This is a genomic window from Buttiauxella ferragutiae (genome assembly GCF_022637515.1).
GTDB lineage: Bacteria > Pseudomonadota > Gammaproteobacteria > Enterobacterales > Enterobacteriaceae > Buttiauxella > Buttiauxella ferragutiae.
The window spans coordinates 519,935-543,359 of record NZ_CP093332.1; the positions used below are offsets into that span (position 1 = coordinate 519,935).

Annotated in this window: 22 protein-coding genes and 2 tRNA genes; 20 read left to right on the forward strand and 4 right to left on the reverse strand. The window is 49.4% G+C overall.

Annotated elements, in window-relative coordinates; genetic code table 11:
* Positions 1-237 precede the first annotated feature (237 nt).
* From rplU to cgtA, 4 genes are all read left to right on the forward strand, one after another.
* Positions 238-549, forward strand: a complete 312-nt coding sequence (rplU, locus tag MNO13_RS02445) for a 50S ribosomal protein L21 (protein ID WP_064543133.1) — start codon at positions 238-240, stop codon at positions 547-549.
* Positions 550-567: 18 nt separating this feature from the next.
* Positions 568-825 carry a 50S ribosomal protein L27 gene (gene rpmA, locus MNO13_RS02450; protein ID WP_024549632.1) on the forward strand — a complete coding sequence of 86 codons (258 nt, stop codon included), beginning with the start codon at positions 568-570 and terminating at the stop codon, positions 823-825.
* 98 nt (positions 826-923) lie between these two features.
* Entirely contained in the window at positions 924-1,889 is a 966-nt protein-coding gene (locus tag MNO13_RS02455; RefSeq protein WP_064543135.1) for a DMT family transporter, read from the forward strand.
* A 16-nt stretch (positions 1,890-1,905) separates the two neighbouring features.
* Positions 1,906-3,078 carry an Obg family GTPase CgtA gene (cgtA, locus tag MNO13_RS02460; protein ID WP_064543137.1) on the forward strand — a complete coding sequence of 391 codons (1,173 nt, stop codon included), beginning with the start codon at positions 1,906-1,908 and terminating at the stop codon, positions 3,076-3,078.
* Between the two features lie 39 nt (positions 3,079-3,117).
* Here cgtA and pmrB read toward each other — a convergent pair whose 3' ends face one another.
* The 3 genes from pmrB to dacB are packed head-to-tail and all read right to left on the reverse strand — an operon-like array spanning position 3,118 to position 6,272.
* Entirely contained in the window at positions 3,118-4,176 is a 1,059-nt protein-coding gene (pmrB, locus tag MNO13_RS02465) for a two-component system sensor histidine kinase PmrB (protein WP_064543139.1), read from the reverse strand.
* Positions 4,173-4,835 (reverse strand): two-component system response regulator PmrA, encoded by a 663-nt coding sequence (gene pmrA, locus MNO13_RS02470; protein ID WP_064543141.1) that lies wholly within the window; start codon positions 4,833-4,835, stop codon positions 4,173-4,175. The genes pmrB and pmrA overlap by 4 nt, the downstream gene beginning before the upstream one ends.
* Positions 4,836-4,838: 3 nt before the next feature.
* Entirely contained in the window at positions 4,839-6,272 is a 1,434-nt protein-coding gene (gene dacB, locus MNO13_RS02475; protein ID WP_232886464.1) for a serine-type D-Ala-D-Ala carboxypeptidase, read from the reverse strand.
* Positions 6,273-6,525: 253 nt separating this feature from the next.
* Between dacB and greA the strand changes: the two genes are divergently transcribed.
* Positions 6,526-7,002: a transcription elongation factor GreA gene (gene greA, locus MNO13_RS02480; RefSeq protein ID WP_064543148.1), complete on the forward strand. Its 477-nt coding sequence runs from the start codon at positions 6,526-6,528 to the stop codon at positions 7,000-7,002.
* A 106-nt stretch (positions 7,003-7,108) separates the two neighbouring features.
* On the opposite strand, the gene yhbY is transcribed toward greA, so the two are convergent.
* Positions 7,109-7,402 (reverse strand): ribosome assembly RNA-binding protein YhbY, encoded by a 294-nt coding sequence (gene yhbY / locus MNO13_RS02485; RefSeq protein WP_034498826.1) that lies wholly within the window; start codon positions 7,400-7,402, stop codon positions 7,109-7,111.
* 125 nt (positions 7,403-7,527) lie between these two features.
* Here yhbY and rlmE point away from each other — a divergent pair, with 125 nt between their 5' ends.
* The 15 genes from rlmE to nlpI all read left to right on the forward strand — a co-directional run bounded on the left by rlmE (position 7,528) and on the right by nlpI (position 23,368).
* On the forward strand, positions 7,528-8,157 hold the full coding sequence (gene rlmE / locus MNO13_RS02490) for a 23S rRNA (uridine(2552)-2'-O)-methyltransferase RlmE (protein WP_064543150.1): 630 nt from the start codon (positions 7,528-7,530) through the stop codon (positions 8,155-8,157).
* 56 nt (positions 8,158-8,213) lie between these two features.
* Positions 8,214-10,151 carry an ATP-dependent zinc metalloprotease FtsH gene (ftsH, locus tag MNO13_RS02495; protein ID WP_064543152.1) on the forward strand — a complete coding sequence of 646 codons (1,938 nt, stop codon included), beginning with the start codon at positions 8,214-8,216 and terminating at the stop codon, positions 10,149-10,151.
* A 99-nt stretch (positions 10,152-10,250) separates the two neighbouring features.
* Entirely contained in the window at positions 10,251-11,099 is an 849-nt protein-coding gene (folP, locus tag MNO13_RS02500; protein WP_064543154.1) for a dihydropteroate synthase, read from the forward strand.
* Entirely contained in the window at positions 11,092-12,429 is a 1,338-nt protein-coding gene (gene glmM, locus MNO13_RS02505; RefSeq protein ID WP_064543155.1) for a phosphoglucosamine mutase, read from the forward strand. The genes folP and glmM overlap by 8 nt, the downstream gene beginning before the upstream one ends.
* A gap of 231 nt (positions 12,430-12,660) precedes the next feature.
* Positions 12,661-12,990, forward strand: a complete 330-nt coding sequence (gene secG / locus MNO13_RS02510; RefSeq protein ID WP_034498820.1) for a preprotein translocase subunit SecG — start codon at positions 12,661-12,663, stop codon at positions 12,988-12,990.
* Positions 12,991-13,038: 48 nt separating this feature from the next.
* Positions 13,039-13,125 (forward strand) — tRNA-Leu (locus MNO13_RS02515).
* A gap of 60 nt (positions 13,126-13,185) precedes the next feature.
* Positions 13,186-13,262: transfer RNA gene (locus tag MNO13_RS02520), tRNA-Met, on the forward strand.
* Positions 13,263-13,472: 210 nt separating this feature from the next.
* A complete protein-coding gene (gene rimP / locus MNO13_RS02525) occupies positions 13,473-13,925 on the forward strand; it encodes a ribosome maturation factor RimP (protein ID WP_241939489.1) in 453 nt (150 codons plus the stop codon).
* Between the two features lie 27 nt (positions 13,926-13,952).
* Positions 13,953-15,440 (forward strand): transcription termination factor NusA, encoded by a 1,488-nt coding sequence (gene nusA, locus MNO13_RS02530; RefSeq protein WP_034459687.1) that lies wholly within the window; start codon positions 13,953-13,955, stop codon positions 15,438-15,440.
* A gap of 24 nt (positions 15,441-15,464) precedes the next feature.
* The gene (infB, locus tag MNO13_RS02535) at positions 15,465-18,149 is read left to right on the forward strand and encodes a translation initiation factor IF-2 (protein WP_064543157.1); all 2,685 of its coding nucleotides are present in this window, start codon (positions 15,465-15,467) and stop codon (positions 18,147-18,149) included.
* A 70-nt stretch (positions 18,150-18,219) separates the two neighbouring features.
* Positions 18,220-18,624: a 30S ribosome-binding factor RbfA gene (gene rbfA, locus MNO13_RS02540; RefSeq protein ID WP_034459684.1), complete on the forward strand. Its 405-nt coding sequence runs from the start codon at positions 18,220-18,222 to the stop codon at positions 18,622-18,624.
* The gene (gene truB, locus MNO13_RS02545; protein WP_064543159.1) at positions 18,624-19,568 is read left to right on the forward strand and encodes a tRNA pseudouridine(55) synthase TruB; all 945 of its coding nucleotides are present in this window, start codon (positions 18,624-18,626) and stop codon (positions 19,566-19,568) included. The genes rbfA and truB overlap by 1 nt, the downstream gene beginning before the upstream one ends.
* 153 nt (positions 19,569-19,721) lie before the next feature.
* On the forward strand, positions 19,722-19,991 hold the full coding sequence (rpsO, locus tag MNO13_RS02550) for a 30S ribosomal protein S15 (protein ID WP_002434239.1): 270 nt from the start codon (positions 19,722-19,724) through the stop codon (positions 19,989-19,991).
* A 245-nt stretch (positions 19,992-20,236) separates the two neighbouring features.
* Positions 20,237-22,366, forward strand: coding sequence for a polyribonucleotide nucleotidyltransferase (gene pnp, locus MNO13_RS02555; protein WP_064543161.1), 2,130 nt, complete (start codon positions 20,237-20,239; stop codon positions 22,364-22,366).
* A 117-nt stretch (positions 22,367-22,483) separates the two neighbouring features.
* Positions 22,484-23,368 carry a lipoprotein NlpI gene (gene nlpI, locus MNO13_RS02560; protein WP_064543163.1) on the forward strand — a complete coding sequence of 295 codons (885 nt, stop codon included), beginning with the start codon at positions 22,484-22,486 and terminating at the stop codon, positions 23,366-23,368.
* Positions 23,369-23,425: the final 57 nt, after the last annotated feature.

Sequence of the window (23,425 nt, forward strand, 5' to 3'; positions counted from 1 at the left end):
GTTTACCACATGCCTGTACGGAATCACGTGAGGGAAGAGGAGTAATAATGTAGTACAGATTGTACTGAAAAAACGAGGCAGATAAACGGCTGGTGTGATGTTGCGTTTTTTTTCTACTCTGTTTCATGAGAGGGCTTGTCAAAGGCTCTCGTTTTGCGTAATATTCGCGCCCTATTGTGAATATTTATAGCGCCACCTGAAACATACATAGGGTGCGTGCGGAAAGCGGAGTTTTATATGTACGCGGTTTTCCAAAGTGGTGGTAAACAACACCGAGTAAGCGAAGGTCAAACCATTCGCCTGGAAAAGCTGGACATCGCAACTGGCGAATCTGTTGAGTTTGCTGAAGTTCTGATGATCGCTAATGGTGAAGAAATCAAAATCGGCGTTCCTTTCGTCGATGGCGGCGTAATCAAAGCTGAAGTTGTTGCTCATGGTCGTGGCGAGAAAATTAAGATTGTTAAGTTTCGTCGTCGTAAACACTACCGTAAGCAGCAGGGTCATCGTCAGTGGTTCACTGATGTGAAAATCACCGGCATCAGCGCTTAATACAGGGGAGCATATTAAATGGCACATAAAAAGGCTGGCGGCTCTACTCGTAACGGTCGCGATTCCGAAGCTAAACGTCTGGGCGTAAAACGTTTCGGCGGTGAAGCAGTTCTGGCAGGCAGCATTATCGTTCGTCAACGTGGTACTAAATTCCACGCTGGTACTAACGTAGGTTGCGGCAAAGATCATACTCTGTTCGCTTTGACTGACGGTAAAGTTAAGTTCGAAGTTAAAGGTCCGAAAAACCGTAAGTTCATCAGCATCGTTGCTGAATAAGTTTTTCGCGTCCCGGTAACGGATAGAAGCCCCGCAACACGTTGCGGGGCTTTTTACATTCTGCGACCGGTAAATCAGGTAGTCGCAGGGAATAAGCAATGAAACAGCAGGCAGGCATTGGCATTCTGTTGGCGCTCACTACAGCAGTTTGCTGGGGGGCATTGCCGATTGCGATGAAACAGGTGCTGACGGTAATGGAACCGCCGACAGTGGTCTTTTATCGTTTCCTGATGGCAAGCCTGGGGCTGGGTAGTATTCTTGCAATACGCGGAAAATTACCTCCATTACGCCTGTTCCGAAAACCACGTTGGTTGGCGTTACTCGCCATTGCAACCGGTGGTTTGTTCGGAAACTTTTTGCTGTTTAGTTCATCGTTGCAGTACCTGAGCCCAACAGCATCTCAGGTTATTGGCCAGCTTTCCCCCGTGGGAATGATGGTGGCAAGTGTGGTTGTGCTCAAAGAGAAGATGCGCGGCACACAAGTCATTGGGGCCATAATGTTACTTTGTGGGTTGGTGATGTTCTTCAACACCAGCCTGATAGAGATTTTTACCCGCCTGACAGATTACACCCTTGGGGTGATATTCGGTGTTCTGGCGGCGACAGTGTGGGTCATCTATGGCGTGGCGCAGAAGGTATTATTACGCCGCCTGGCCTCGCAACAGATCCTCCTTTTGCTGTACACTTTATGTACTCTTGCACTTTTGCCTCTGGCTCAGTTGGATAAAATTTTCCAGCTCAGTGACTGGCAACTGGCATGTTTAGTTTTCTGTGGCCTGAATACACTGGTTGGGTATGGGGCACTGGCAGAAGCCATGGCACGGTGGCAGGCGGCACAGGTTAGCGCCATTATTACGCTGACTCCGCTGTTTACTTTGCTATTTTCTGATTTATTAGCGTTAGCCTGGCCCGATTTCTTCGCCATGCCGTTACTTAACCTTGTGGGTTATAGCGGCGCGTTCGTCGTGGTTGCAGGTGCAATGTATTCAGCCATTGGTCACCGTCTTTGGGGACGTTGGCGCAAAACCGAAGCTGTTCTTCCAGTACAACGTTCGGGCGAATGATTTACGGAGAAGTGAAATGAAGTTTGTTGATGAAGCAACGATCCTGGTCGTAGCAGGTGATGGCGGTAACGGCTGCGTTAGCTTCCGTCGTGAAAAATATATTCCCAGAGGCGGCCCGGACGGTGGTGATGGCGGTGATGGCGGTGATGTCTGGCTTGAGGCGGATGAAAACCTCAACACCCTGATCGACTATCGCTTCGAGAAATCTTTCCGCGCTGAACGTGGTCAAAATGGCCAGAGCCGTGACTGTACCGGTAAACGTGGTAAAGACATTACCGTAAAAGTACCTGTAGGAACGCGAGTTATCGATCAGGGCACTGGCGAAACCATGGGTGATATGACCCAGCATGGTCAGCGTTTGATGGTGGCTAAGGGCGGTTGGCACGGTTTGGGTAACACCCGTTTCAAGTCATCTGTGAACCGTACTCCGCGTCAGAAAACCATGGGTACACCTGGCGAGAAGCGTGATATTCAACTTGAGCTGCTGCTGTTGGCAGACGTGGGTATGCTTGGTTTGCCAAATGCTGGTAAATCTACCTTTATTCGTTCTGTCTCTGCGGCAAAACCAAAAGTGGCGGATTATCCGTTTACTACGCTTATCCCAAGCCTTGGTGTTGTCCGTATGGATAACGAGAAGAGCTTTGTGGTTGCCGATATTCCAGGGCTTATCGAAGGTGCAGCTGATGGCGCAGGCCTCGGCATCCGCTTCCTGAAACACCTTGAGCGTTGCCGCGTGTTATTGCACCTCATCGATATCGCACCAATTGACGAATCAGATCCGGTTGAAAATGGCCGCGTCATCATTGGTGAGCTTGAAAAATACAGTGAGAAACTTGCTGAGAAGCCACGCTGGTTGGTCTTCAACAAATGCGATTTGATGAGCAAAGAAGACGCCGAAGCGCGTGCAAAAGAAATTGCGACCGCTATGGGCTGGGAAGAGAAATACTACCTGATCTCTGCCGTTAACCGCGAAGGCGTGAATGCGCTGTGCTGGGATGTAATGGACTTCATCATTGCTAACCCGAAAATCGCTGAGCTCCAGCCGATTGCACCGGAAAAAGTTGAGTTCATGTGGGATGATTATCATCAACAGCAACTCGATGCCGTGGAAGCGGAAGAAGACGAAGACTGGGATGACGACTGGGATGAAGATGACGACGAAGGTGTCGAAATCATCTATCAGAAATAAAACGTTATCTTATGAAAGGCCGGAAATTTCCGGCCTTTTTTATTGGTTTTGCGATGGGATCCAGCAGCTTGCTTGCAGGCCAACACCATCGATACCGTTATCTAATGCTAGTTTTCCATGATGAAGCTGAACAATACGTTGGACAATATTCAGTCCAAGCCCACTCCCGCCATAGCGTTCATCCATTCGACGGAAGGGATCGGTAATCGTCTGACGATGTTTTTCATCGATACCTGGCCCCTGGTCTGAAATAGTTAACTTCGCGCCGTTATCCTGGGCGTTTAAAGAGACCGAGATGGTACTTTCAGCTGGGCTATAACGAGAGGCATTTTCCAGAAGGTTACGCAGCATCAAACGCAGCAGTACTGCATCACCCTGAACGATAATTTCATTTTCCTCCGTCCAGATAATATTTTGCTTACGCAAGGCCACCATCTCTTCCATTTCCATTTTGAGCGGCGAGATAATGTCACGATGCCAGTTGAGAGTATCGTAATGACCACTCGCCAGCGCTTGTCCAGCGCGCGAGAGCATCAGCAACTGCTCAATGGTGTGCATCAGTTGATCGATACGCTCCAACAGCATAGGGGCCTGCTGAATGCCTGCATTTGCCATTAACTCGAGGTGCAGACGAATGCCTGCCAGAGGAGTTCGTAATTCATGAGCGGCGTCTGCGGTAAATAAGCGCTCTTGCTGAATGGTATGGTTTAGTCGCGCCAGGAGTTGGTTCAGCGAGTTGGTAACAGCAACCATCTCATCCATGTCTGAATACATTGACAGTGGTGACAGGTTATCGGCAGATCGATTAGCAAGGCTGGTACGCAGGCGATTCAACGGACGGGTAATCCAGGTGATTGCCCAGAATGAGAAGAAAAGCGTGAATCCAATCATCACCAGAGAAGGAACCAATAACGAAGCAATCGCCTCGCGGATTTCCTTTTCTACATGCTGATTTCGGGCTTTGGCTGATAGCGTTTCACTGACCAGAAAACTGATTTGCTCACGGCTTTCATGCCACAACCAAATAACGCTAATTAGCTGAAAAAACAAAAGAATAAGTGCGAGTAGGACCATCAAGCGCTGGCGCATGCTGTTCATACACGGCTATCCAGCCGATAACCCACGCCACGGACAGTTTTGATCCTGTCTTTGCCTAACTTACGTCTTAGGTTGTGGATGTGGACTTCAAGGGTATTCGAGCCAGGATCGTCTTGCCAGCTGTAGATATCCTGCTGCAAAGTTTCACGGTGCACGGTCTGACCGATACGCATCATCAAGCGTGTGAGCAGGGCGAACTCTTTTGGTGTGATTTCGACGGGCTGATCTTGCAATAGCACCTGTTGAGTTTGCAGGTTGAGTGTCAAATCATCATGCTGAAGAAGGTTATCGCTATGACCCTGATATCGGCGAATCAGCGCCCGCGTGCGGGCTTGCAATTCAGCGAGAGCAAATGGCTTGACCAGATAATCATCTGCACCAGAATCCAGTCCGTTGACGCGATCTTCCAGTGCGTCACGAGCCGTTAGTATCAGCACGGGTGTACTGATACTGCGACGCCGCCATTGTCTTAATAATGTGGCTCCGTCTTTATCAGGCAGGCCAAGATCGAGAATGATCATGCCGTATTCGCCACTTTCGATCAGCGCATCTGCTTCGGCGGCGGTCGTAGCACAATCAAGCGCATAGCCTTCGCTGCTCAATGCCAGCACCAGGCCTTCCCGCAACAGTAAATCGTCTTCAACAATCAGCAGTTTCATAACTCAATTATTCTGGTAGATATCCTTATAGAGACGACTTTCAAATCGCACTAATGGGATACGGCGGTTACGTTGATCGGCAGGCTCTACAGCGTAGCCTGACAAATATTGCACAAAGGCCATTCTTTGGCCGCTGGCAGTGGTAATAAATCCAGCAAGGTTATAAACACCTTGCAGTGAACCGGTTTTCGCAGAAACTTTGCCATCAACACCGGCCTGATGAAGACCAGCACGATACTGTAATGAACCGTCATAACCCGCTAACGGTAGCATTGAGATAAAATTAAGCTCACTGTCATTTTGGGCGATATATTGCAACACCTGCATCATAGTGGCGGGGGAGATGAGATTGTGGCGCGATAGCCCCGAACCATCGACGACGATACTGTTACCTAAATCAACACCTGCTTTCTGCCGGAGGATTTGACGTACGGCATCAGCTCCGGAACGCCAGGTTCCCGGCACTCCAAAACGGTTATGGCCGATAGTACGAAAAACGGTATCGGCAATCATGTTGTCCGATTTCTTGAGCATAACCTTTAGCAAATCGTGCAATGGGGCCGATTGCTTACTGGCGATGACCGTTCCTGGTGTATTCGCTTGCGTCTGGCGTAATAAGGTTCCGCTATAACTGATGCCCGCTTCTTTTAGCTCAGCTTTCAAAATCGCACCAGCGTAACTTGCGCCATCTTGTATCGCGAATGCCAGCGGGAGAGGGTCTGCACGTTGTGTCATACATCCGGTTAGCGTAAAGCGATTTAAATCACCCGGAACGACGTCCAGTTCGCAATATTGTGCATCCGCGGAGCCTTTGGCGAGGGTACGAACCTGGCTGAACATCACTACTGGGTAGTAAGAAGCGATGCGAATAAACGCTAAGTCATCAGCTTTTGGTGCGCTGTATAGCGAAATAGAGAAACAGTTCCGGTCAACAATTGCGGCAGCTGGCGGGGCGCTAAAGCACTGTGTCATGTCATTCCATGGCCAGCCAGGTGCTTTGTCATGGCTGGCGAAAACGGAGGTATCTACCAGCACATTTCCCTGAATTTTCTGCACACCCGATTTTTTCAGGACTGCCACCATATTGCGAATATCCTGACGTTTTAACGTAGGATCGCCACCAAATCGCGCAATAAGGTCACCTTGTAAGACACCATTACTGACTTGAGCATGGCTCTCAAGGGTGGTCGTAAACCTGAAGTCTGGTCCTAATTGAAGCAGTGCTGCTAGCGCCGTAATGACCTTTTGAGTACTTGCGGGCAGAGCCATCTGTTGACTGTGGTAGTCAATAGAAGGAGCTGGCGCACCTATTTTTTGCACCATCAAAGCCAGATTCGCACCCGCAGGTAATTGGGAGGTATAGTCTTCTATGTTGGCAGCCTGGACGTTAAACACCACAGCACTGGTCAATCCAATGACAAATCTAAAAAATCGCATAATCTCGCGGTAACAACCTGGAAACGTGTCGTCATACTACGGTGCATCGCGGTGCAAAGTAAACGATGACCCTCAGTGAACTCCAGGGTAAAATACAGGTCAATTTGGAAACCGTTCCTGGCCTGGTGCTTCGCGCCGGGTCAGTTTTATTTTGCTTAGTGCCAGGGGTTTGCCTTACTTATGCAAACCAGGCTCTGGATTCAGAGGTGCCGCAGGGCAGTTCTGAACAGGAAAGTTTTGAAGAGGTATAACAATGCAACCTATTCCGATGACCCTACGTGGCGCAGAAAGATTACGTGAAGAGCTGGATTTCCTGAAGTCCGTACGTCGCCCACAAATTATTGCCGCGATTGCAGATGCCCGCGAACACGGCGATTTAAAAGAAAACGCTGAATACCATGCCGCGCGTGAGCAACAGGGTTTTTGTGAAGGTCGTATCCAGGATATCGAAGCTAAGCTGTCGAATGCTCAGGTTATCGACATCTCCAAAATGCCTAATAACGGTCGTGTCATTTTTGGCGCGAGCGTGACAGTTTTGAATCTGGATAACGAAGAAGAGCAGACTTATCGCATTGTTGGTGACGATGAAGCTGATTTTAAACAGAATCTTATTTCTGTGAACTCGCCGATTGCTCGTGGCCTTGTCGGTAAAGAGCAGGATGATGTCGTTGTTATCCGCACGCCGGGTGGTGATGTAGAGTTCGAAATTGTAAAAGTGGAATATTTATAATATCTGCTACGCTTTTTTATGACGTGGCGTATTGTAAAGAAAGGAAAAAGGCCGCATCGCGGCCTTTTATCAACTAACAGAGCGTGGCATTTTGCACACTCTCTGCTTATTTTGGCAGAGAAATCTTGCGCTCTTTAGACGGGCGATAGAGCACCAGCGTTTTACCGATAACCTGTACATTACAGGCGCCGGTTTCACGCACGATGGCATCGACGATCAAGGTTTTAGTTTCGCGATCTTCAGTTGCGATTTTCACCTTGATTAACTCATGATGTTCGATCGCTTGTTCAATCTCGGCCAGTACCCCTTCGGTCAAACCGTTATTGCCAAGCATGACTACAGGCTTGAGCGGATGTGCAAGACCTTTCAGGTGCTGTTTTTGTTTAGTACTCAGATTCATCGTATTTTTTGCTTACGTTGGGATTGAAAACGGTTCATTCTACCGCCATATCCCTCGTATCGCCAATCGGCTGTGCTGATAACTCTACAGCCTGCTACTCACGATGAACAAAGTTGGAAAATGAGATGACAGGTAAAAAGCGTTCTGCCAGCTCTGGTCGCTGGCTGCAGGAACACTTTAGCGATAAATATGTAATTCAGGCGCATAAAAAAGGGTTACGTTCCCGTGCCTGGTTTAAACTTGATGAAATACAGCAAAGTGACAAACTTTTTAAGCCAGGAATGACAATTGTCGATCTTGGTGCTGCTCCCGGAGGCTGGTCACAATATGTCGTGACTCAGATCGGGAATCAGGGGCGAATCATTGCTTGCGATCTTTTACCAATGGATCCTATCGTTGGTGTTGATTTCCTTCAGGGTGACTTTCGTGATGAACTAGTCGTGAAAGCTCTGTTGGATCGTGTTGGTGGCAGTAAAGTTCAGGTTGTCATGTCAGATATGGCTCCAAATATGAGCGGGACACCGGCAGTTGATATTCCTCGGGCTATGTATTTAGTAGAACTGGCACTGGAAATGTGTCGTGACGTTCTGGCACCGGGCGGTAGTTTTTTAGTGAAAGTGTTTCAGGGCGAAGGTTTCGATGAATACCTGCGAGAAATTCGCTCCCTGTTTACGACAGTTAAAGTTCGTAAACCGGACTCTTCTCGTGCCCGCTCACGTGAAGTGTACATTGTAGCGACTGGGCGAAAACTATAGTACCCTGACGCTGTTTGTTAACACAGTTGTAATATGAGGTTAATCCCTTGAGTGACATGGCGAAAAACCTAATACTCTGGCTGGTCATCGCGGTTGTGCTGATGTCTGTGTTCCAGAGCTTTGGGCCCAGCGAGTCAAATGGCCGTAGGGTGGATTACTCCACTTTCCTGTCTGAAGTAAATCAGGACCAGGTACGCGAAGCGCGTATCAACGGACGTGAAATCAACGTTACCAAGAAAGATAGTAACCGATACACGACTTACATCCCCGTTAACGATCCTAAACTGCTTGATAACCTGCTGACCAAAAATGTGAAAGTAGTAGGCGAACCGCCTGAAGAGCCAAGCTTGCTGGCTTCTATTTTCATATCCTGGTTCCCAATGCTTTTACTAATTGGGGTCTGGATCTTCTTTATGCGTCAAATGCAGGGCGGCGGTGGCAAAGGTGCCATGTCGTTCGGTAAGAGCAAGGCGCGTATGCTCACAGAAGACCAAATTAAGACCACTTTTGCTGACGTTGCAGGTTGTGACGAAGCAAAAGAAGAGGTTGCTGAGCTGGTTGAGTACCTTCGTGAGCCAAGCCGTTTCCAGAAACTGGGCGGTAAAATCCCGAAAGGCGTGCTGATGGTTGGCCCTCCGGGTACCGGTAAAACCTTGCTGGCGAAAGCCATTGCGGGCGAAGCGAAAGTACCATTCTTTACTATTTCCGGTTCTGACTTTGTTGAAATGTTCGTGGGCGTGGGTGCATCCCGTGTTCGTGACATGTTTGAACAAGCTAAGAAAGCGGCACCATGCATCATCTTCATCGATGAAATTGACGCCGTAGGCCGTCAGCGTGGCGCGGGTCTTGGTGGTGGTCACGATGAGCGTGAACAGACACTGAACCAGATGCTGGTTGAAATGGATGGTTTCGAAGGTAACGAAGGTATCATCGTTATCGCTGCAACTAACCGTCCAGACGTACTTGACCCAGCGTTGCTGCGTCCAGGCCGTTTTGACCGCCAGGTTGTTGTTGGTCTGCCAGATGTACGTGGCCGTGAGCAGATCCTGAAGGTGCATAGCCGCAGGGTGCCACTGGCTCCAGACGTCGATCCAGCAATTATTGCACGTGGTACTCCAGGCTTCTCCGGTGCTGACCTTGCAAACCTGGTCAACGAAGCTGCCTTGTTTGCTGCCCGTGGCAACAAGCGTGTGGTTTCGATGGTTGAATTCGAAAAAGCGAAAGACAAAATCATGATGGGTGCGGAACGCCGCTCTATGGTGATGACGGAAGCGCAAAAAGAATCAACTGCATACCATGAAGCAGGCCACGCGATTATTGGCCGCCTGGTACCAGAGCATGATCCAGTGCATAAAGTAACGATTATCCCGCGTGGTCGTGCGCTGGGTGTAACGTTCTTCCTGCCAGAAGGTGATGCAATCAGTGCCAGCCGTCAGAAACTGGAAAGCCAGATTTCTACGCTGTACGGTGGTCGTCTTGCTGAAGAGATTATTTACGGTGCTGAGCATGTTTCTACTGGTGCGTCTAACGACATCAAAGTAGCAACATCCATCGCTCGTAACATGGTTACCCAATGGGGCTTCTCTGAGAAACTCGGTCCGTTGCTGTATGCGGAAGAGGAAGGTGAAGTGTTCCTGGGTCGTTCAGTCGCGAAAGCGAAACATATGTCCGATGAAACTGCGCGTATCATCGATCAGGAAGTTAAGCTGTTGATTGAGCGTAACTACGCTCGTGCTCGCCAGCTGCTGAATGAAAATATGGATATTCTGCACACCATGAAAGACGCACTGATGAAGTATGAAACCATCGATGCGCCACAGATTGATGACCTGATGAATCGCCGCGATGTGCGTCCGCCAGCAGGTTGGGAAGATTCAAACAACGGCAACAACAATTCTGATAATAACGGTACTCCAAGTGCACCGCGTCCGGTCGACGAACCGCGTACGCCGAATCCTGGTAATACTATGTCAGAGCAGTTGGGCGATAAATAAGTCGTCTCTGTCGGATGTTACTGCAGTAATCTATAAAACCCTGGGCTTGTCCCGGGGTTTTTGTTTTTGTCTTAACCAAAGTCGATGCAGGGAATTTTGATGAAACTCACCGCACAGGGCACTACGCTCGATCTCTCACATCCTCATGTTATGGGGATCTTAAATGTCACACCAGACTCGTTTTCCGATGGTGGTCAGCACAATTCATTAGTTGAAGCCGTAAAACACGCTAACGCGATGATTAACGCTGGTGCGACGATTATTGACATCGGTGGTGAATCGACTCGCCCAGGTGCAGCTGACGTTAGTGTTGATGAGGAGCTGTCGCGAGTGATCCCTGTTGTGGAGGCCATTGCACAACGCTTTGAAATCTGGATTTCAGTTGATACCTCTAAGCCTGAAGTCATTCGCGAATCGGCGCGAGTCGGCGCACATATCATCAATGACATTCGCTCATTACAGGAGCCTGGTGCTCTTGAAGCTGCTGCGGAAACTGGTTTGCCAGTTTGCCTGATGCATATGCAAGGTGAACCAAAAAATATGCAGCAGGCACCTCATTATGACGACGTCTTTGCTGATGTGAACCGCTTCTTTATCGAGCAAATTGCCCGCTGCGAAGCGGCTGGTATCGCAAAAGAAAAATTGTTACTCGACCCAGGCTTCGGTTTCGGTAAAAATCTGACCCATAATTACCAACTTTTAGCCCGACTCTCCGAATTCCATCACTTTGGTTTACCACTTTTGGTGGGGATGTCGCGTAAATCAATGGTTGGCCAACTGCTGAATGTCGGGCCGGATCAACGCCTGAGTGGCAGTCTTGCTTGTGCAGTGATAGCTGCAATGCAGGGGGCTAATATCATTCGAGTTCACGATGTGAAAGAGACAGTCGAAGCGATGCGCGTGGTGGAAGCCACACTTTCAGCGAAGGAAAAAAAACGCTATGAGTAACCGTAAATATTTTGGCACAGATGGCATTCGCGGTCGTGTAGGCGATTCCCCAATTACTCCTGACTTTGTGCTGAAACTCGGCTGGGCAGCAGGGAAAGTCTTGGCGCGTCATGGTTCGCGTAAAATTATTATCGGCAAAGACACCCGTATTTCTGGTTACATGCTGGAATCTGCTCTCGAAGCGGGCCTGGCTGCGGCGGGTTTGTCTGCTTCATTCACTGGCCCGATGCCAACGCCTGCCGTTGCTTATCTGACCCGTGCATTCCGTGCAGAAGCCGGGATTGTTATCTCTGCATCGCATAACCCGTTCTATGATAACGGGATTAAATTCTTCTCAATCGACGGCACAAAACTGCCAGATGAAGTTGAAGAAGCCATTGAAGCGGAAATGGAAAAAGAGATCACGTGTGTTGACTCTGCAGAACTGGGCAAAGCCAGCCGTATCGTTGATGCCGCGGGTCGCTATATCGAATTCTGTAAAGGCACATTCCCTAATGAATTAAGCCTCAGCAGCCTTAAGATTGTTGTCGATTGTGCTAATGGTGCGACTTACCACATTGCACCAAATGTGCTGCGTGAACTGGGTGCAACGGTCATTACCGTGGGTTGTGAGCCAAACGGCGTCAATATCAACGAAAAATGTGGTGCTACTGACGTGCGCATGCTGCAAGAGCGCGTGCTGGCTGAGAAAGCTGACATTGGCATTGCACTGGATGGTGATGGCGACCGTGTCATCATGGTGGACAATCTGGGCCACAAAGTTGATGGCGACCAGATCCTCTACATCATCGCTCGTGAAGGACTCCGTCAGGGCCAGTTGCGCGGTGGTGCAGTTGGTACACTGATGAGCAATATGGGGCTGGAGCTGGCATTGAAACAGCTCGGTATTCCGTTTGCGCGTGCAAAAGTGGGCGACCGCTATGTGCTGGAAAAGCTTCAGGAAAAAGGCTGGAGAATTGGCGCTGAAAACTCAGGTCACGTGATTCTTCTGGATAAAACCACCACTGGCGACGGTATCGTGGCAGGTTTGCAAGTACTCACTGCAATGGTGCGTAACCATATGAGCTTGCATGACTTGTGCAGCGGAATGAAATTATTCCCGCAAATTTTGGTAAATGTACGCTTTACTGCAGGCAGCGGTGATCCACTTGAACACGATTCAGTGAAAAAAGTGACTGCTGAAGTTGAAGAGGCGCTCGGCAATCGTGGCCGCGTGTTACTGCGTAAATCTGGCACAGAACCATTAATCCGCGTAATGGTTGAAGGCGAAGATGAAGCGTTGGTCATTGAATATGCCAACCGTATCGCTGATGCTGTAAAAGCAGTTTAAAGTCACTCTTGGTTGTTGTGTGAAAAGGCGGCATTTGCCGCCTGTTTTCCAGGCGAAAATCGGTGTGTTGCTGTTTTTTTCCGCAGTCAGCGAAATGTGAATAAATTGCCCTTGCGCAGTTCGAAGGCTTTGGTTAGTATTCTCACCCGCTTCAGTGGGTAAACTTAAACGTATCCGCTTGACTGGTTTGAAGCTTTGGTATGCGGTAATCCCGCAAGGAACAGGTTGATTATGTACGAAGCTCTTTTAGTTGTTTTCCTTATTGTAGCCCTGGGCCTTGTAGGTCTTATCATGCTGCAACAAGGTAAAGGCGCTGATATGGGAGCCTCCTTCGGAGCAGGCGCTTCCGCTACGCTGTTTGGTTCTAACGGTTCTGGTAACTTCATGACCCGCATGACCGCTGTGTTAGCAACGCTGTTCTTTATTATCAGCCTGGTACTGGGTAACCTCAATACCAACAAAACCGATAAAGGAAGTGTGTGGGATAATTTAACTCAGCCTACAAAAACTGAGTCACAGCCAGCGGCACCTACCAAGCCGAGCAGCGATATCCCGCAGTAATAAGTAGTAAGCTTCAATACGGTAAGAAGTGATTACCGTGTTCAAAGTGCCGAGGTGGTGGAATTGGTAGACACGCTACCTTGAGGTGGTAGTGCCCGATTGGGCTTACGGGTTCAAGTCCCGTCCTCGGTACCAAAATATCTGCATTTCTTGCATTTTATGCAATATCGGCGTAATATTTGCCACGTTTTCGGACGCGGGGTGGAGCAGCCTGGTAGCTCGTCGGGCTCATAACCCGAAGGTCGTCGGTTCAAATCCGGCCCCCGCAACCACTTTCCCTGAGAGTTCTTTTTCAAATATACTGTGAACACCAGTTGGTGCCTCGCGAAGAATTTAGAAAAAAATTCTCCTGGATGGTGTCCGGGCCGCAATTGCGGTGTACAGGGTTCAGTTATATAAAGCCTCGATTTATCGGGGTTTTTTGTTATCTGACTTCAGAATAACTGGGCTATATGCCCTTTTTTTATTTCTCGGGGGTGGGCTTGTCCACATTAGAGCAAAAATTAACAGAGATGATTTCAGCACCGGTCGAGGCGCTGGGCTATGAATTAGTCGGTATCGAATTCGTTCGAGGTCGCCAATCTACGCTGCGCATCTATATTGATAGTGAAGCTGGCATCAATGTTGATGATTGTGCTGATGTCAGTCACCAGGTAAGTGCAGTTCTGGATGTCGAAGACCCTATCACTGTAGCTTACAACCTGGAAGTTTCCTCACCAGGCCTTGATCGCCCAATGTTCACCGCAGAGCATTACGTTCGCTTTACCGGCGAAGAAGTGAGCATTGTGTTGCGAATGGCTGTGCAAAACCGTCGTAAATGGCAGGGTATAATTAAAGCCGTAGAAGGTGAGATGATCACGGTCACGGTGGAAAGTAAAGATGAAGTGTTCGCGCTGAGCAACATCCAGAAAGCGAACCTGGTACCCCACTTTTAATAGTTTGGATTGAGGTGAAAACCCAGGATGAACAAAGAAATTTTGGCTGTTGTAGAAGCAGTTTCCAATGAAAAATCACTGCCGCGCGAGAAGATTTTCGAAGCGCTGGAAAGTGCACTTGCAACAGCGACCAAGAAAAAATACGAACAAGAGATTGATGTGCGTGTCAGCATCGATCGTAAAAGTGGTGACTTCGATACTTTCCGCCGCTGGGTTATTGTTGAAGAAGTGACCCAACCTACGCGTGAAATTACCCTTGATGCAGCTCAATTCGAAGATCCAGAGCTGAATGTTGGCGGATACGTTGAAGACCAGATCGAATCTGTGACTTTCGACCGTATCACTACTCAGACCGCAAAACAGGTTATCGTACAGAAAGTACGTGAAGCTGAGCGCGCAATGGTAGTTGATCAGTTCCGCGAACACGAAGGTGAAATCATCACTGGTGTCGTGAAGAAAGTTAATCGCGAGAACATCTCTCTTGATCTCGGCAGCAACGCTGAAGCAGTTATTCTTCGCGAAGATATGTTGCCGCGTGAAAACTTCCGCCCAGGTGACCGTATCCGCGGTGTGCTTTATGCTGTGCGTCCGGAAGCTCGCGGTGCTCAACTGTTTGTTAGCCGTTCCAAGCCTGAAATGCTGATCGAACTGTTCCGCATTGAAGTGCCGGAAATTGGCGAAGAAGTTATTGAAATCAAAGCCGCTGCTCGTGATCCTGGTTCTCGTGCGAAAATCGCTGTGAAAACCAACGACAAGCGTATTGACCCAGTAGGTGCTTGTGTCGGCATGCGCGGTGCGCGTGTTCAGGCAGTTTCTACTGAACTGGGCGGTGAGCGTATTGATATCGTGCTGTGGGACGATAACCCAGCACAATTCGTTATCAATGCTATGGCTCCGGCTGACGTGGCTTCCATTGTTGTTGATGAAGACAAACATACAATGGATATCGCGGTAGAGGCAGGCAATCTGGCACAAGCAATCGGTCGTAACGGACAAAACGTTCGTCTGGCTGCACAGCTGAGCGGCTGGGAACTCAACGTAATGACTGTTGATGACCTGCAAGCCAAGCATCAGGCTGAAGCACATGCTGCCATTGATACCTTTACCAAATACCTCGAGATCGACGAGGACTTTGCCACTGTATTGGTAGAAGAAGGTTTCTCCACTCTCGAAGAGTTGGCCTACGTGCCGATGAAAGAGCTGTTGGAAATTGATGGCCTTGATGAAGATACAGTGGAAGCATTACGTGATCGCGCCAAAAACGCCCTCACCACACTGGCATTGGCGCAGGAAGAAAGCCTGGGCGATAACAAACCTCAAGAGGATCTGCTGAACCTCGAAGGTATGGATCGCAACCTGGCATTTAAACTCGCTTCGCGCGGTGTGAGCTCGCTTGAAGACCTGGCTGAGCAAGGTGTCGACGATCTGTCAGATATTGAAGGTTTAACCAACGAGAAGGCCGGTGAGTTGATTATGGCTGCTCGCAATATCTGCTGGTTTGGCGGCGAAGCGTAATAAACTGTAGCAGGAAGGAACAGCATGACAGATGTAACCGTAAAAGCGCTGGCCGCAGAGATTCAGACCTCCGTGGACCGCCTGGTACAGCAATTTGCTGATGCAGGGATCCCTAAGGCTGCTGATGACTCTGTCTCGGCCCAGGAAAAACAAACATTACTGGCGCACCTGAACCGTGAACATGGTTCTGCGCCAGATAAGTTGACATTACAGCGCAAAACGCGCAGTACTTTAAACATTCCAGGTACCGGTGGGAAAAGTAAATCGGTACAAATCGAAGTCCGCAAGAAGCGCACCTTTGTGAAACGTGATCCGCAAGAGACAGAACGTCTTGCCGCGGAAGAACAGGCGCAGCGTGAAGCGGAAGAGCAAGCCCAACGTGAGGCGCAGGATGCTGCCAATCGTCAGGCGCAAGAAAAAGCTAAACGTGAAGCTGAAGATAAAGCTAAGCGTGAAGCCGCTGATAAAGCGAAACGTGAAGCTGCGGAAAAAGACAAAGTGAGCAATCAACAAGACGATATGACAAAAAGCGCCCAGGCAGATAAAGCCCGTCGCGAAGCAGAAGCTGCAGATCTGAAGCGTGCTGCTGAAGAAGAAGCCCGTCGCAAATTAGAAGAAGACGCCCGCCGTGTAGCTGAAGAGGCCCGTAAAATGGCTGAAGCTAACGCAGGTGTTTGGACGGAAGAAGAGAAAGTGGAAGACGACAAATCTGATTACCATGTAACCACTTCTCAACACGCTCGCCAGGCTGAAGACGAAAACGACCGCGAAGTTGAAGCTGGCCGTACTCGTGCTCGTACTGCGACAACTAAAGCACCACGCCAGAAGAAAGGCGGCAAACACGGCGAGTCTAAAGCTGACCGTGAAGAAGCACGTGCTGCAGTTCGTGGCGGTAAAGGCAAGCGTAAACCAAGTTCACTGCAGCAAGGCTTCAACAAGCCTGCACAAGCGGTTAACCGTGACGTCGTAATCGGCGAAACCGTTACTGTTGCAGAACTGGCTAACAAAATGGCTGTTAAAGGCTCTCAGGTCATCAAAGCAATGATGAAACTGGGTGCTATGGCAACCATTAACCAGGTCATCGACCAGGAAACCGCACAGCTGGTTGCCGAAGAGATGGGCCACAAAGTTATCCTGCGTCGTGAAAACGAGCTGGAAGAAGCGCTGATGAGCGACCGTGACACTGACGCAGTTGCTGAGTCTCGTGCGCCGGTTGTTACCATCATGGGTCACGTTGACCACGGTAAAACTTCACTGCTCGACTACATTCGCTCTACTAAAGTAGCGTCTGGCGAAGCGGGTGGTATTACCCAGCACATCGGTGCATACCACGTTGAAACTGACAACGGTATGGTTACCTTCCTGGATACCCCGGGCCACGCAGCGTTTACTTCTATGCGTGCTCGTGGTGCTCAGGCGACGGATATCGTTGTTCTGGTTGTTGCCGCAGACGATGGCGTAATGCCACAAACTATCGAAGCTATCCAGCACGCGAAAGCGGCGCAGGTGCCGGTAGTGGTTGCGGTAAACAAAATCGATAAGCCAGAAGCCGATCCAGACCGCGTTAAGCAGGAACTGTCTCAGTACGGCATCATGCCAGAAGAGTGGGGCGGCGAAAGCCAGTTCATCCACGTGTCTGCTAAAGCAGGTACTGGTATTGACGAACTGCTGGACGCAATCCTGCTGCAAGCTGAAGTTCTTGAACTGAAAGCAATGCGTGACGGTATGGCGAGCGGTGTGGTTATCGAATCCTTCCTGGATAAAGGTCGTGGTCCGGTTGCAACTGTACTGGTTCGTGAAGGTTCCCTGAACAAAGGCGACATCGTTCTTTGTGGTTTCGAATATGGCCGTGTTCGTGCAATGCGTGACGAAATGGGTCGTGAAGTTACTGAAGCTGGTCCGTCTATTCCTGTTGAAATCCTTGGTCTGTCCGGTGTGCCGGCAGCGGGTGATGAAGTAACAGTTGTTCGTGACGAGAAAAAAGCTCGTGAAGTTGCTCTGTATCGTCAGGGTAAATTCCGCGAAGTTAAACTGGCTCGCCAGCAGAAATCTAAACTGGAAAACATGTTCGCCAACATGACCGAAGGCGAAGTGTCCGAAGTGAACGTTGTGCTGAAAGCAGACGTTCAGGGTTCTGTTGAAGCAATCAGTGATTCCTTGCTGAAACTGTCTACTGATGAAGTTAAAGTTAAAATCATCGGTTCTGGTGTGGGCGGTATCACTGAGACTGACGCAACGCTTGCAGCAGCTTCTAACGCTATTCTGGTTGGCTTCAACGTCCGTGCCGATGCATCTGCGCGCCGCGTGATTGAATCAGAAAGCCTGGATCTGCGTTACTACTCCGTCATCTATCATCTGATTGACGAAGTTAAAGCGGCAATGAGCGGCATGCTGTCTCCGGAACTGAAACAACAGATCCTCGGCCTGGCCGAAGTTCGCGATGTGTTCAAATCACCTAAATTTGGCGCAATCGCAGGTTGTATGGTTACCGAAGGTGTGGTCAAACGTCACAACCCAATCCGTGTACTGCGCGACAACGTTGTTATCTATGAAGGCGAGCTGGAATCCCTGCGCCGCTTCAAAGATGACGCTAACGAAGTTCGTAACGGTATGGAATGTGGTATCGGCGTGAAGAACTACAACGATGTGCGTGTTGGTGATGTGATCGAAGTCTTCGAAATCATCGAAATCCAACGTACCATCGCCTGATATCAGCCGAGCAAATAGCTAATATCTTTAGGGGGGCCGAGCGCCCCCCGATTTGTATGGAGAATTTATTATGGCGAAAGAATTTGGTCGCCCGCAGCGTGTTTCCCAGGAATTGCAGAAAGAAATCGCAATCATCCTGCAGCGCGAAATTAAAGACCCGCGTCTGGGCATGATGACCACCGTTTCTGGTGTCGAAGTGTCACGCGATCTGGCTTATGCCAAAGTATTTGTTACTTTCCTGAACGACAAAGACGAACAAGCAGTGAAAGAAGGCATCAAGGTTTTACAGGATGCTTCTGGTTATATTCGTTCTTTGCTGGGTAAAGCAATGCGCCTGCGTATCGTGCCGGAACTGACTTTCTTCTACGATAACTCGTTGGTTGAAGGTATGCGCATGTCGAATCTGGTTTCAAACGTCATCAGAAATGATGATGAGCGCCGTGTAAATGATACGGATGACAGCAAGGAGGATTAATGAGTCGTCCTCGTCGTCGTGGTCGTGATATCCACGGAGTACTGTTGTTAGATAAACCTCAGGGTTTATCCTCGAACGATGCGTTGCAGAAAGTTAAGCGTATTTATAATGCTAACCGTGCCGGTCATACCGGAGCGCTTGACCCGCTTGCAACCGGAATGCTGCCGATTTGCCTCGGTGAAGCGACGAAATTCTCGCGTTATCTGCTCGACTCCGATAAGCGTTACCGTGTTATTGCCCGCCTTGGGCAGCGTACTGATACTTCTGATGCTGATGGCACAGTCGTGCAGGAGCGCCCGGTCACTTTTACCGAACAAGAGTTGGCAGTAGCTTTAGAGAGTTTTCGTGGTGAAACACAGCAAGTTCCATCGATGTACTCCGCACTGAAATATCAAGGCAAGCCGCTTTATGAGTATGCACGCCAGGGTATAGAAGTGCCGCGTGAAGCGCGGTCTATCACGGTTTACGAACTTCTGTTTATTCGCCATGAAGGCAATGAGCTTGAGTTGGAAATTCACTGTTCTAAGGGAACATACATCCGAACTATCACCGATGATCTAGGTGAAAAACTCGGTTGTGGTGCCCATGTGACTTTCCTGCGTCGCCTTGCGGTGAGCAAGTATCCTGTCGAACGCATGGTAACGCTTGAACAATTGAATGCGTTGCTTGAACAAGCACAAACGCAAGAAATTGAGCCATCTGTGTTGCTAGATCCACTGCTAATGCCAATGGACAGTCCTGCTTCGGACTTCCCCATCGTGAATTTATTACCTGCTGTTGCGGGTTACTTCAAGAATGGGCAGCCGGTGCAAGTCTCGGGTAGCCCAGCAGAAGGGTTAGTTCGCGTCACCGAAGGTGATGAAGGCAAATTTATCGGCATGGCTGAAATTGATGATGATGGACGCGTTGCGCCTCGTCGTCTGGTCGTTGAGTATCCGCTCTGACACCTGGAGTTGCCTTGCGATAAGAGGTGGCTACAGGTAAAATGGAGCGGCTTAACTTTCATACCCTTGTTTAACATTGTTGTGAAAGTGCACTGGAGTTGCTGAATTAGAGATCGGCACTCTATCTTTTTATCTATAATTTTGGAGTTTAAAATGTCTCTAAGCGTTGAAGCTAAAGCTAAAATCGTTTCTGAGTTTGGTCGTGGTACTAACGACAGCGGTTCTACCGAAGTTCAGGTTGCACTGCTGACTGCACAGATTAACCACCTGCAAGGTCACTTTGCAGAACACAAAAAAGATCACCACAGCCGTCGTGGTCTGCTGCGTATGGTTTCTCAGCGTCGTAAACTGCTCGACTACCTGAAGCGTAAAGATGTAGCACGTTACACCAGCCTGATCGAGCGTCTGGGTCTGCGTCGCTAAGTCTTGCGAGTTTCAGAAAAAGGGGCCTTTTAAGGCCCCTTTTTTCAACCATATGGCAGCAATTCTATGGAAACTAATGTATTGTTGCAGGGTGTGATCTTTATTGCAGAGGTTCGCGCGGCTAATGAGAGGCTTTATCCGCAGGGGCGGGTCAGGGTTGTCATTAGTCGCGAGGATGCGATTTAGATCGGGTTAAACGAAGCAAGTGCAATCACCTGCTTCCAAAGATTATTAAGGATATTATTTTGCTAAATCCGATTGTCCGTAAATTCCAATACGGTCAACATACGGTCACTTTAGAGACCGGTATGATGGCTCGCCAGGCTACCGCTGCAGTAATGGTAAGCATGGACGACACTGCTGTATTCGTGACTGTTGTTGGTCAGAAAAAAGCGAAAGCAGGTCAAGACTTCTTCCCACTGACTGTTAACTATCAGGAGCGTACTTACGCTGCTGGCCGTATCCCAGGCAGCTTCTTCCGTCGTGAAGGCCGCCCAAGTGAAGGCGAAACACTGATCGCGCGTCTGATTGACCGCCCAGTGCGTCCGCTGTTCCCGGAAGGCTTCGTTAACGAAGTACAGGTTATCGCAACCGTCGTTTCCGTGAACCCGCAAGTTCACCCTGACATCGTTGCAATGATCGGTGCTTCTGCCGCTCTGAGCCTGTCTGGTATTCCATTCAATGGTCCAATTGGTTCTGCTCGCGTGGGCTACATCAATGACCAGTACGTGCTGAACCCAACTGCTGACGAACTGAAAACCAGCAAGCTGGATCTGGTTGTTGCCGGTACCGAAGGCGCTGTGCTGATGGTTGAGTCCGAAGCTGAACTGCTGAGCGAAGACCAGATGCTGGGCGCGGTAGTCTTTGGCCACGAACAACAGCAGGTTGTTATCCAGAACATCAACTCTCTGGTTGCTGAAGCTGGCAAACCACGTTGGGACTGGCAGCCAGAAGCTGTTAACGAAGCGCTGAATGCGCGCGTTGCGGCACTTGCTGAATCCCGCCTGAGCGATGCTTACCGTATTACTGATAAGCAAGAGCGTTACGCACAAGTCGACGTTATCAAATCTGACGTTATCGCTGCACTGTCAGCTGAAGACGATTCAATTGATGCTGGCGAAGTTAGCGATATTCTGCACGCTATCGAGAAAAATGTTGTTCGTAGCCGTATTCTGGCTGGTGAACTGCGTATCGATGGTCGCGAAAAAGACATGATCCGTGGTCTGGATGTGCGTACTGGCGTTCTGCCACGTACTCACGGTTCTGCACTGTTCACCCGTGGTGAAACTCAGGCGCTGGTTACAGCAACTCTGGGTACTGCTCGTGATGCACAGAACCTGGATGAGTTGATGGGCGAACGTACCGACAACTTCCTGTTCCACTATAACTTCCCTCCGTACTCCGTAGGCGAAACCGGCATGGTCGGTTCACCGAAGCGTCGTGAGATTGGTCACGGTCGTCTGGCTAAGCGTGGCGTACTGGCTGTTATGCCAGAAGCTGACCGCTTCCCGTACACTGTGCGTGTAGTGTCTGAAATTACCGAATCTAACGGTTCTTCTTCCATGGCTTCCGTATGTGGTGCTTCTCTGGCACTGATGGATGCAGGTGTGCCAATCAAGGCCGCTGTAGCCGGTATTGCGATGGGTCTGGTTAAAGAAGGCGAGAACTTTGTGGTTCTGTCTGACATTCTGGGTGACGAAGACCACCTGGGTGACATGGACTTTAAAGTTGCTGGTAGCCGTGAAGGTATCTCTGCGCTGCAGATGGATATCAAAATTGAAGGTATCACCCGCGAAATCATGCAGGTGGCTCTGAACCAGGCTAAAGGTGCGCGTCTGCATATCCTTGGCGTAATGGAGCAAGCTATCAATGCACCGCGTGGCGACATCTCTGAGTTCGCTCCACGTATTCACACTATCAAAATCAACCCAGACAAGATCAAAGATGTGATCGGTAAGGGTGGTTCTGTGATTCGTGCGCTGACCGAAGAAACCGGTACTACTATTGAAATCGAAGATGACGGTACAGTGAAAATCGCTGCGACCGATGGCGATAAAGCGAAATTCGCAATTCGTCGTATCGAAGAGATCACTGCTGAAATCGAAGTAGGTCGTATCTACAACGGTAAAGTCACTCGTATCGTAGACTTCGGTGCATTTGTTGCGATTGGCGGCGGTAAAGAAGGTCTGGTACACATTTCTCAAATCGCTGACAAGCGTGTAGAGAAAGTGACTGACTACCTGCAAATGGGTCAAGAAGTTCCAGTTAAAGTACTGGAAGTTGATCGCCAGGGCCGTGTACGTCTGAGCATCAAAGAAGCAACTGAGCAGTCTCCAGCGGAAAACGCTGCACCTGCTGCACCAGAAGCTGAGTAAGCGATACCGATAAAGCTCTCCATGGCGACATGGAGAGCTATTTATTACGGGGCAGGGAGTCTCGTTTTAGAGCCGGTGGACAGGACGTCATCCATTAGTTGTCTTCGGGAGTGGGAAATGAAGCCTTTTTTGCGCTGGTGTTTCGTTGCGACAGCTATCACGCTGGCAGGATGCAGCAACTCTGCCTGGCGTAAAAGTGAAGTCCTGGCGGTACCATTGCAGCCGACTTTGCAGCAAGAAGTGATTCTTGCACGCATGGAACAGATACTTGCCAGCCGGGCTTTAACCGATGATGAACGCGCACAGCTTTTATATGAGCGCGGAGTGTTGTATGATAGCCTCGGCTTGCGGGCTCTGGCGCGAAATGATTTTTCACAAGCGTTGGCAATCCGCCCCGATATGCCTGAAGTATTCAATTACTTAGGCATATATTTAACGCAGGCAGGCAATTTTGATGCTGCCTATGAAGCGTTTGATTCTGTACTTGAGCTTGATCCAACTTACAACTACGCGCATTTAAATCGCGGTATCGCCCTCTACTACGGTGGTCGTTATCGTTTAGCGCAAGATGATCTGCTGGCGTTTTATCAAGACGATCCCAATGATCCTTTCCGTAGTCTGTGGCTCTACCTTGCTGAAAGCAACTTAGATGCAAAGCAGGCTAAAGTGGCGTTACAACAGCGCCTCGATAAATCGGATAAAGAGCAATGGGGATGGAACATTGTCGAGTTCTACCTGGGGAACATTAACGAAGCAACGTTAATGGAACGCCTCAAGGCGGACGCAACGGATAACACCTCGCTCGCTGAGCATCTCAGTGAAACCAACTTCTATTTAGGTAAGTACTACCTAAGTCTGGGGGAAAAGGACAGCGCCACGGCACTGTTCAAGTTAGCGGTCGCTAACAACGTACACAACTACGTTGAGCATCGTTATGCATTGTTGGAATTAGCGCTCTTGGGCCAGGAGCAAGATGACCTGGCAGAATCGGACCAGCAATAGCTGACGAACATCGATCAGCCCATAAACTTTTTTATTAAAGTCATCACCTTAACGGGT

Coding starts and splice junctions, on each gene's coding strand:
- truB (WP_064543159.1), top strand. CDS start 18,624: ATGAGTCGTCCTCGTCGTCGTGGTCGTGATATCCACGGAGTACTGTTG.
- folP (WP_064543154.1), top strand. CDS start 10,251: ATGAAACTCACCGCACAGGGCACTACGCTCGATCTCTCACATCCTCAT.
- rlmE (WP_064543150.1), top strand. CDS start 7,528: ATGACAGGTAAAAAGCGTTCTGCCAGCTCTGGTCGCTGGCTGCAGGAA.
- nusA (WP_034459687.1), top strand. CDS start 13,953: ATGAACAAAGAAATTTTGGCTGTTGTAGAAGCAGTTTCCAATGAAAAA.
- infB (WP_064543157.1), top strand. CDS start 15,465: ATGACAGATGTAACCGTAAAAGCGCTGGCCGCAGAGATTCAGACCTCC.
- greA (WP_064543148.1), top strand. CDS start 6,526: ATGCAACCTATTCCGATGACCCTACGTGGCGCAGAAAGATTACGTGAA.
- yhbY (WP_034498826.1), bottom strand. CDS start 7,402: ATGAATCTGAGTACTAAACAAAAACAGCACCTGAAAGGTCTTGCACAT.
- glmM (WP_064543155.1), top strand. CDS start 11,092: ATGAGTAACCGTAAATATTTTGGCACAGATGGCATTCGCGGTCGTGTA.
- pmrA (WP_064543141.1), bottom strand. CDS start 4,835: ATGAAACTGCTGATTGTTGAAGACGATTTACTGTTGCGGGAAGGCCTG.
- ftsH (WP_064543152.1), top strand. CDS start 8,214: ATGGCGAAAAACCTAATACTCTGGCTGGTCATCGCGGTTGTGCTGATG.
- dacB (WP_232886464.1), bottom strand. CDS start 6,272: ATGCGATTTTTTAGATTTGTCATTGGATTGACCAGTGCTGTGGTGTTT.
- cgtA (WP_064543137.1), top strand. CDS start 1,906: ATGAAGTTTGTTGATGAAGCAACGATCCTGGTCGTAGCAGGTGATGGC.
- rpmA (WP_024549632.1), top strand. CDS start 568: ATGGCACATAAAAAGGCTGGCGGCTCTACTCGTAACGGTCGCGATTCC.
- rpsO (WP_002434239.1), top strand. CDS start 19,722: ATGTCTCTAAGCGTTGAAGCTAAAGCTAAAATCGTTTCTGAGTTTGGT.
- nlpI (WP_064543163.1), top strand. CDS start 22,484: ATGAAGCCTTTTTTGCGCTGGTGTTTCGTTGCGACAGCTATCACGCTG.
- rbfA (WP_034459684.1), top strand. CDS start 18,220: ATGGCGAAAGAATTTGGTCGCCCGCAGCGTGTTTCCCAGGAATTGCAG.
- rplU (WP_064543133.1), top strand. CDS start 238: ATGTACGCGGTTTTCCAAAGTGGTGGTAAACAACACCGAGTAAGCGAA.
- pmrB (WP_064543139.1), bottom strand. CDS start 4,176: ATGAACAGCATGCGCCAGCGCTTGATGGTCCTACTCGCACTTATTCTT.
- MNO13_RS02455 (WP_064543135.1), top strand. CDS start 924: ATGAAACAGCAGGCAGGCATTGGCATTCTGTTGGCGCTCACTACAGCA.
- secG (WP_034498820.1), top strand. CDS start 12,661: ATGTACGAAGCTCTTTTAGTTGTTTTCCTTATTGTAGCCCTGGGCCTT.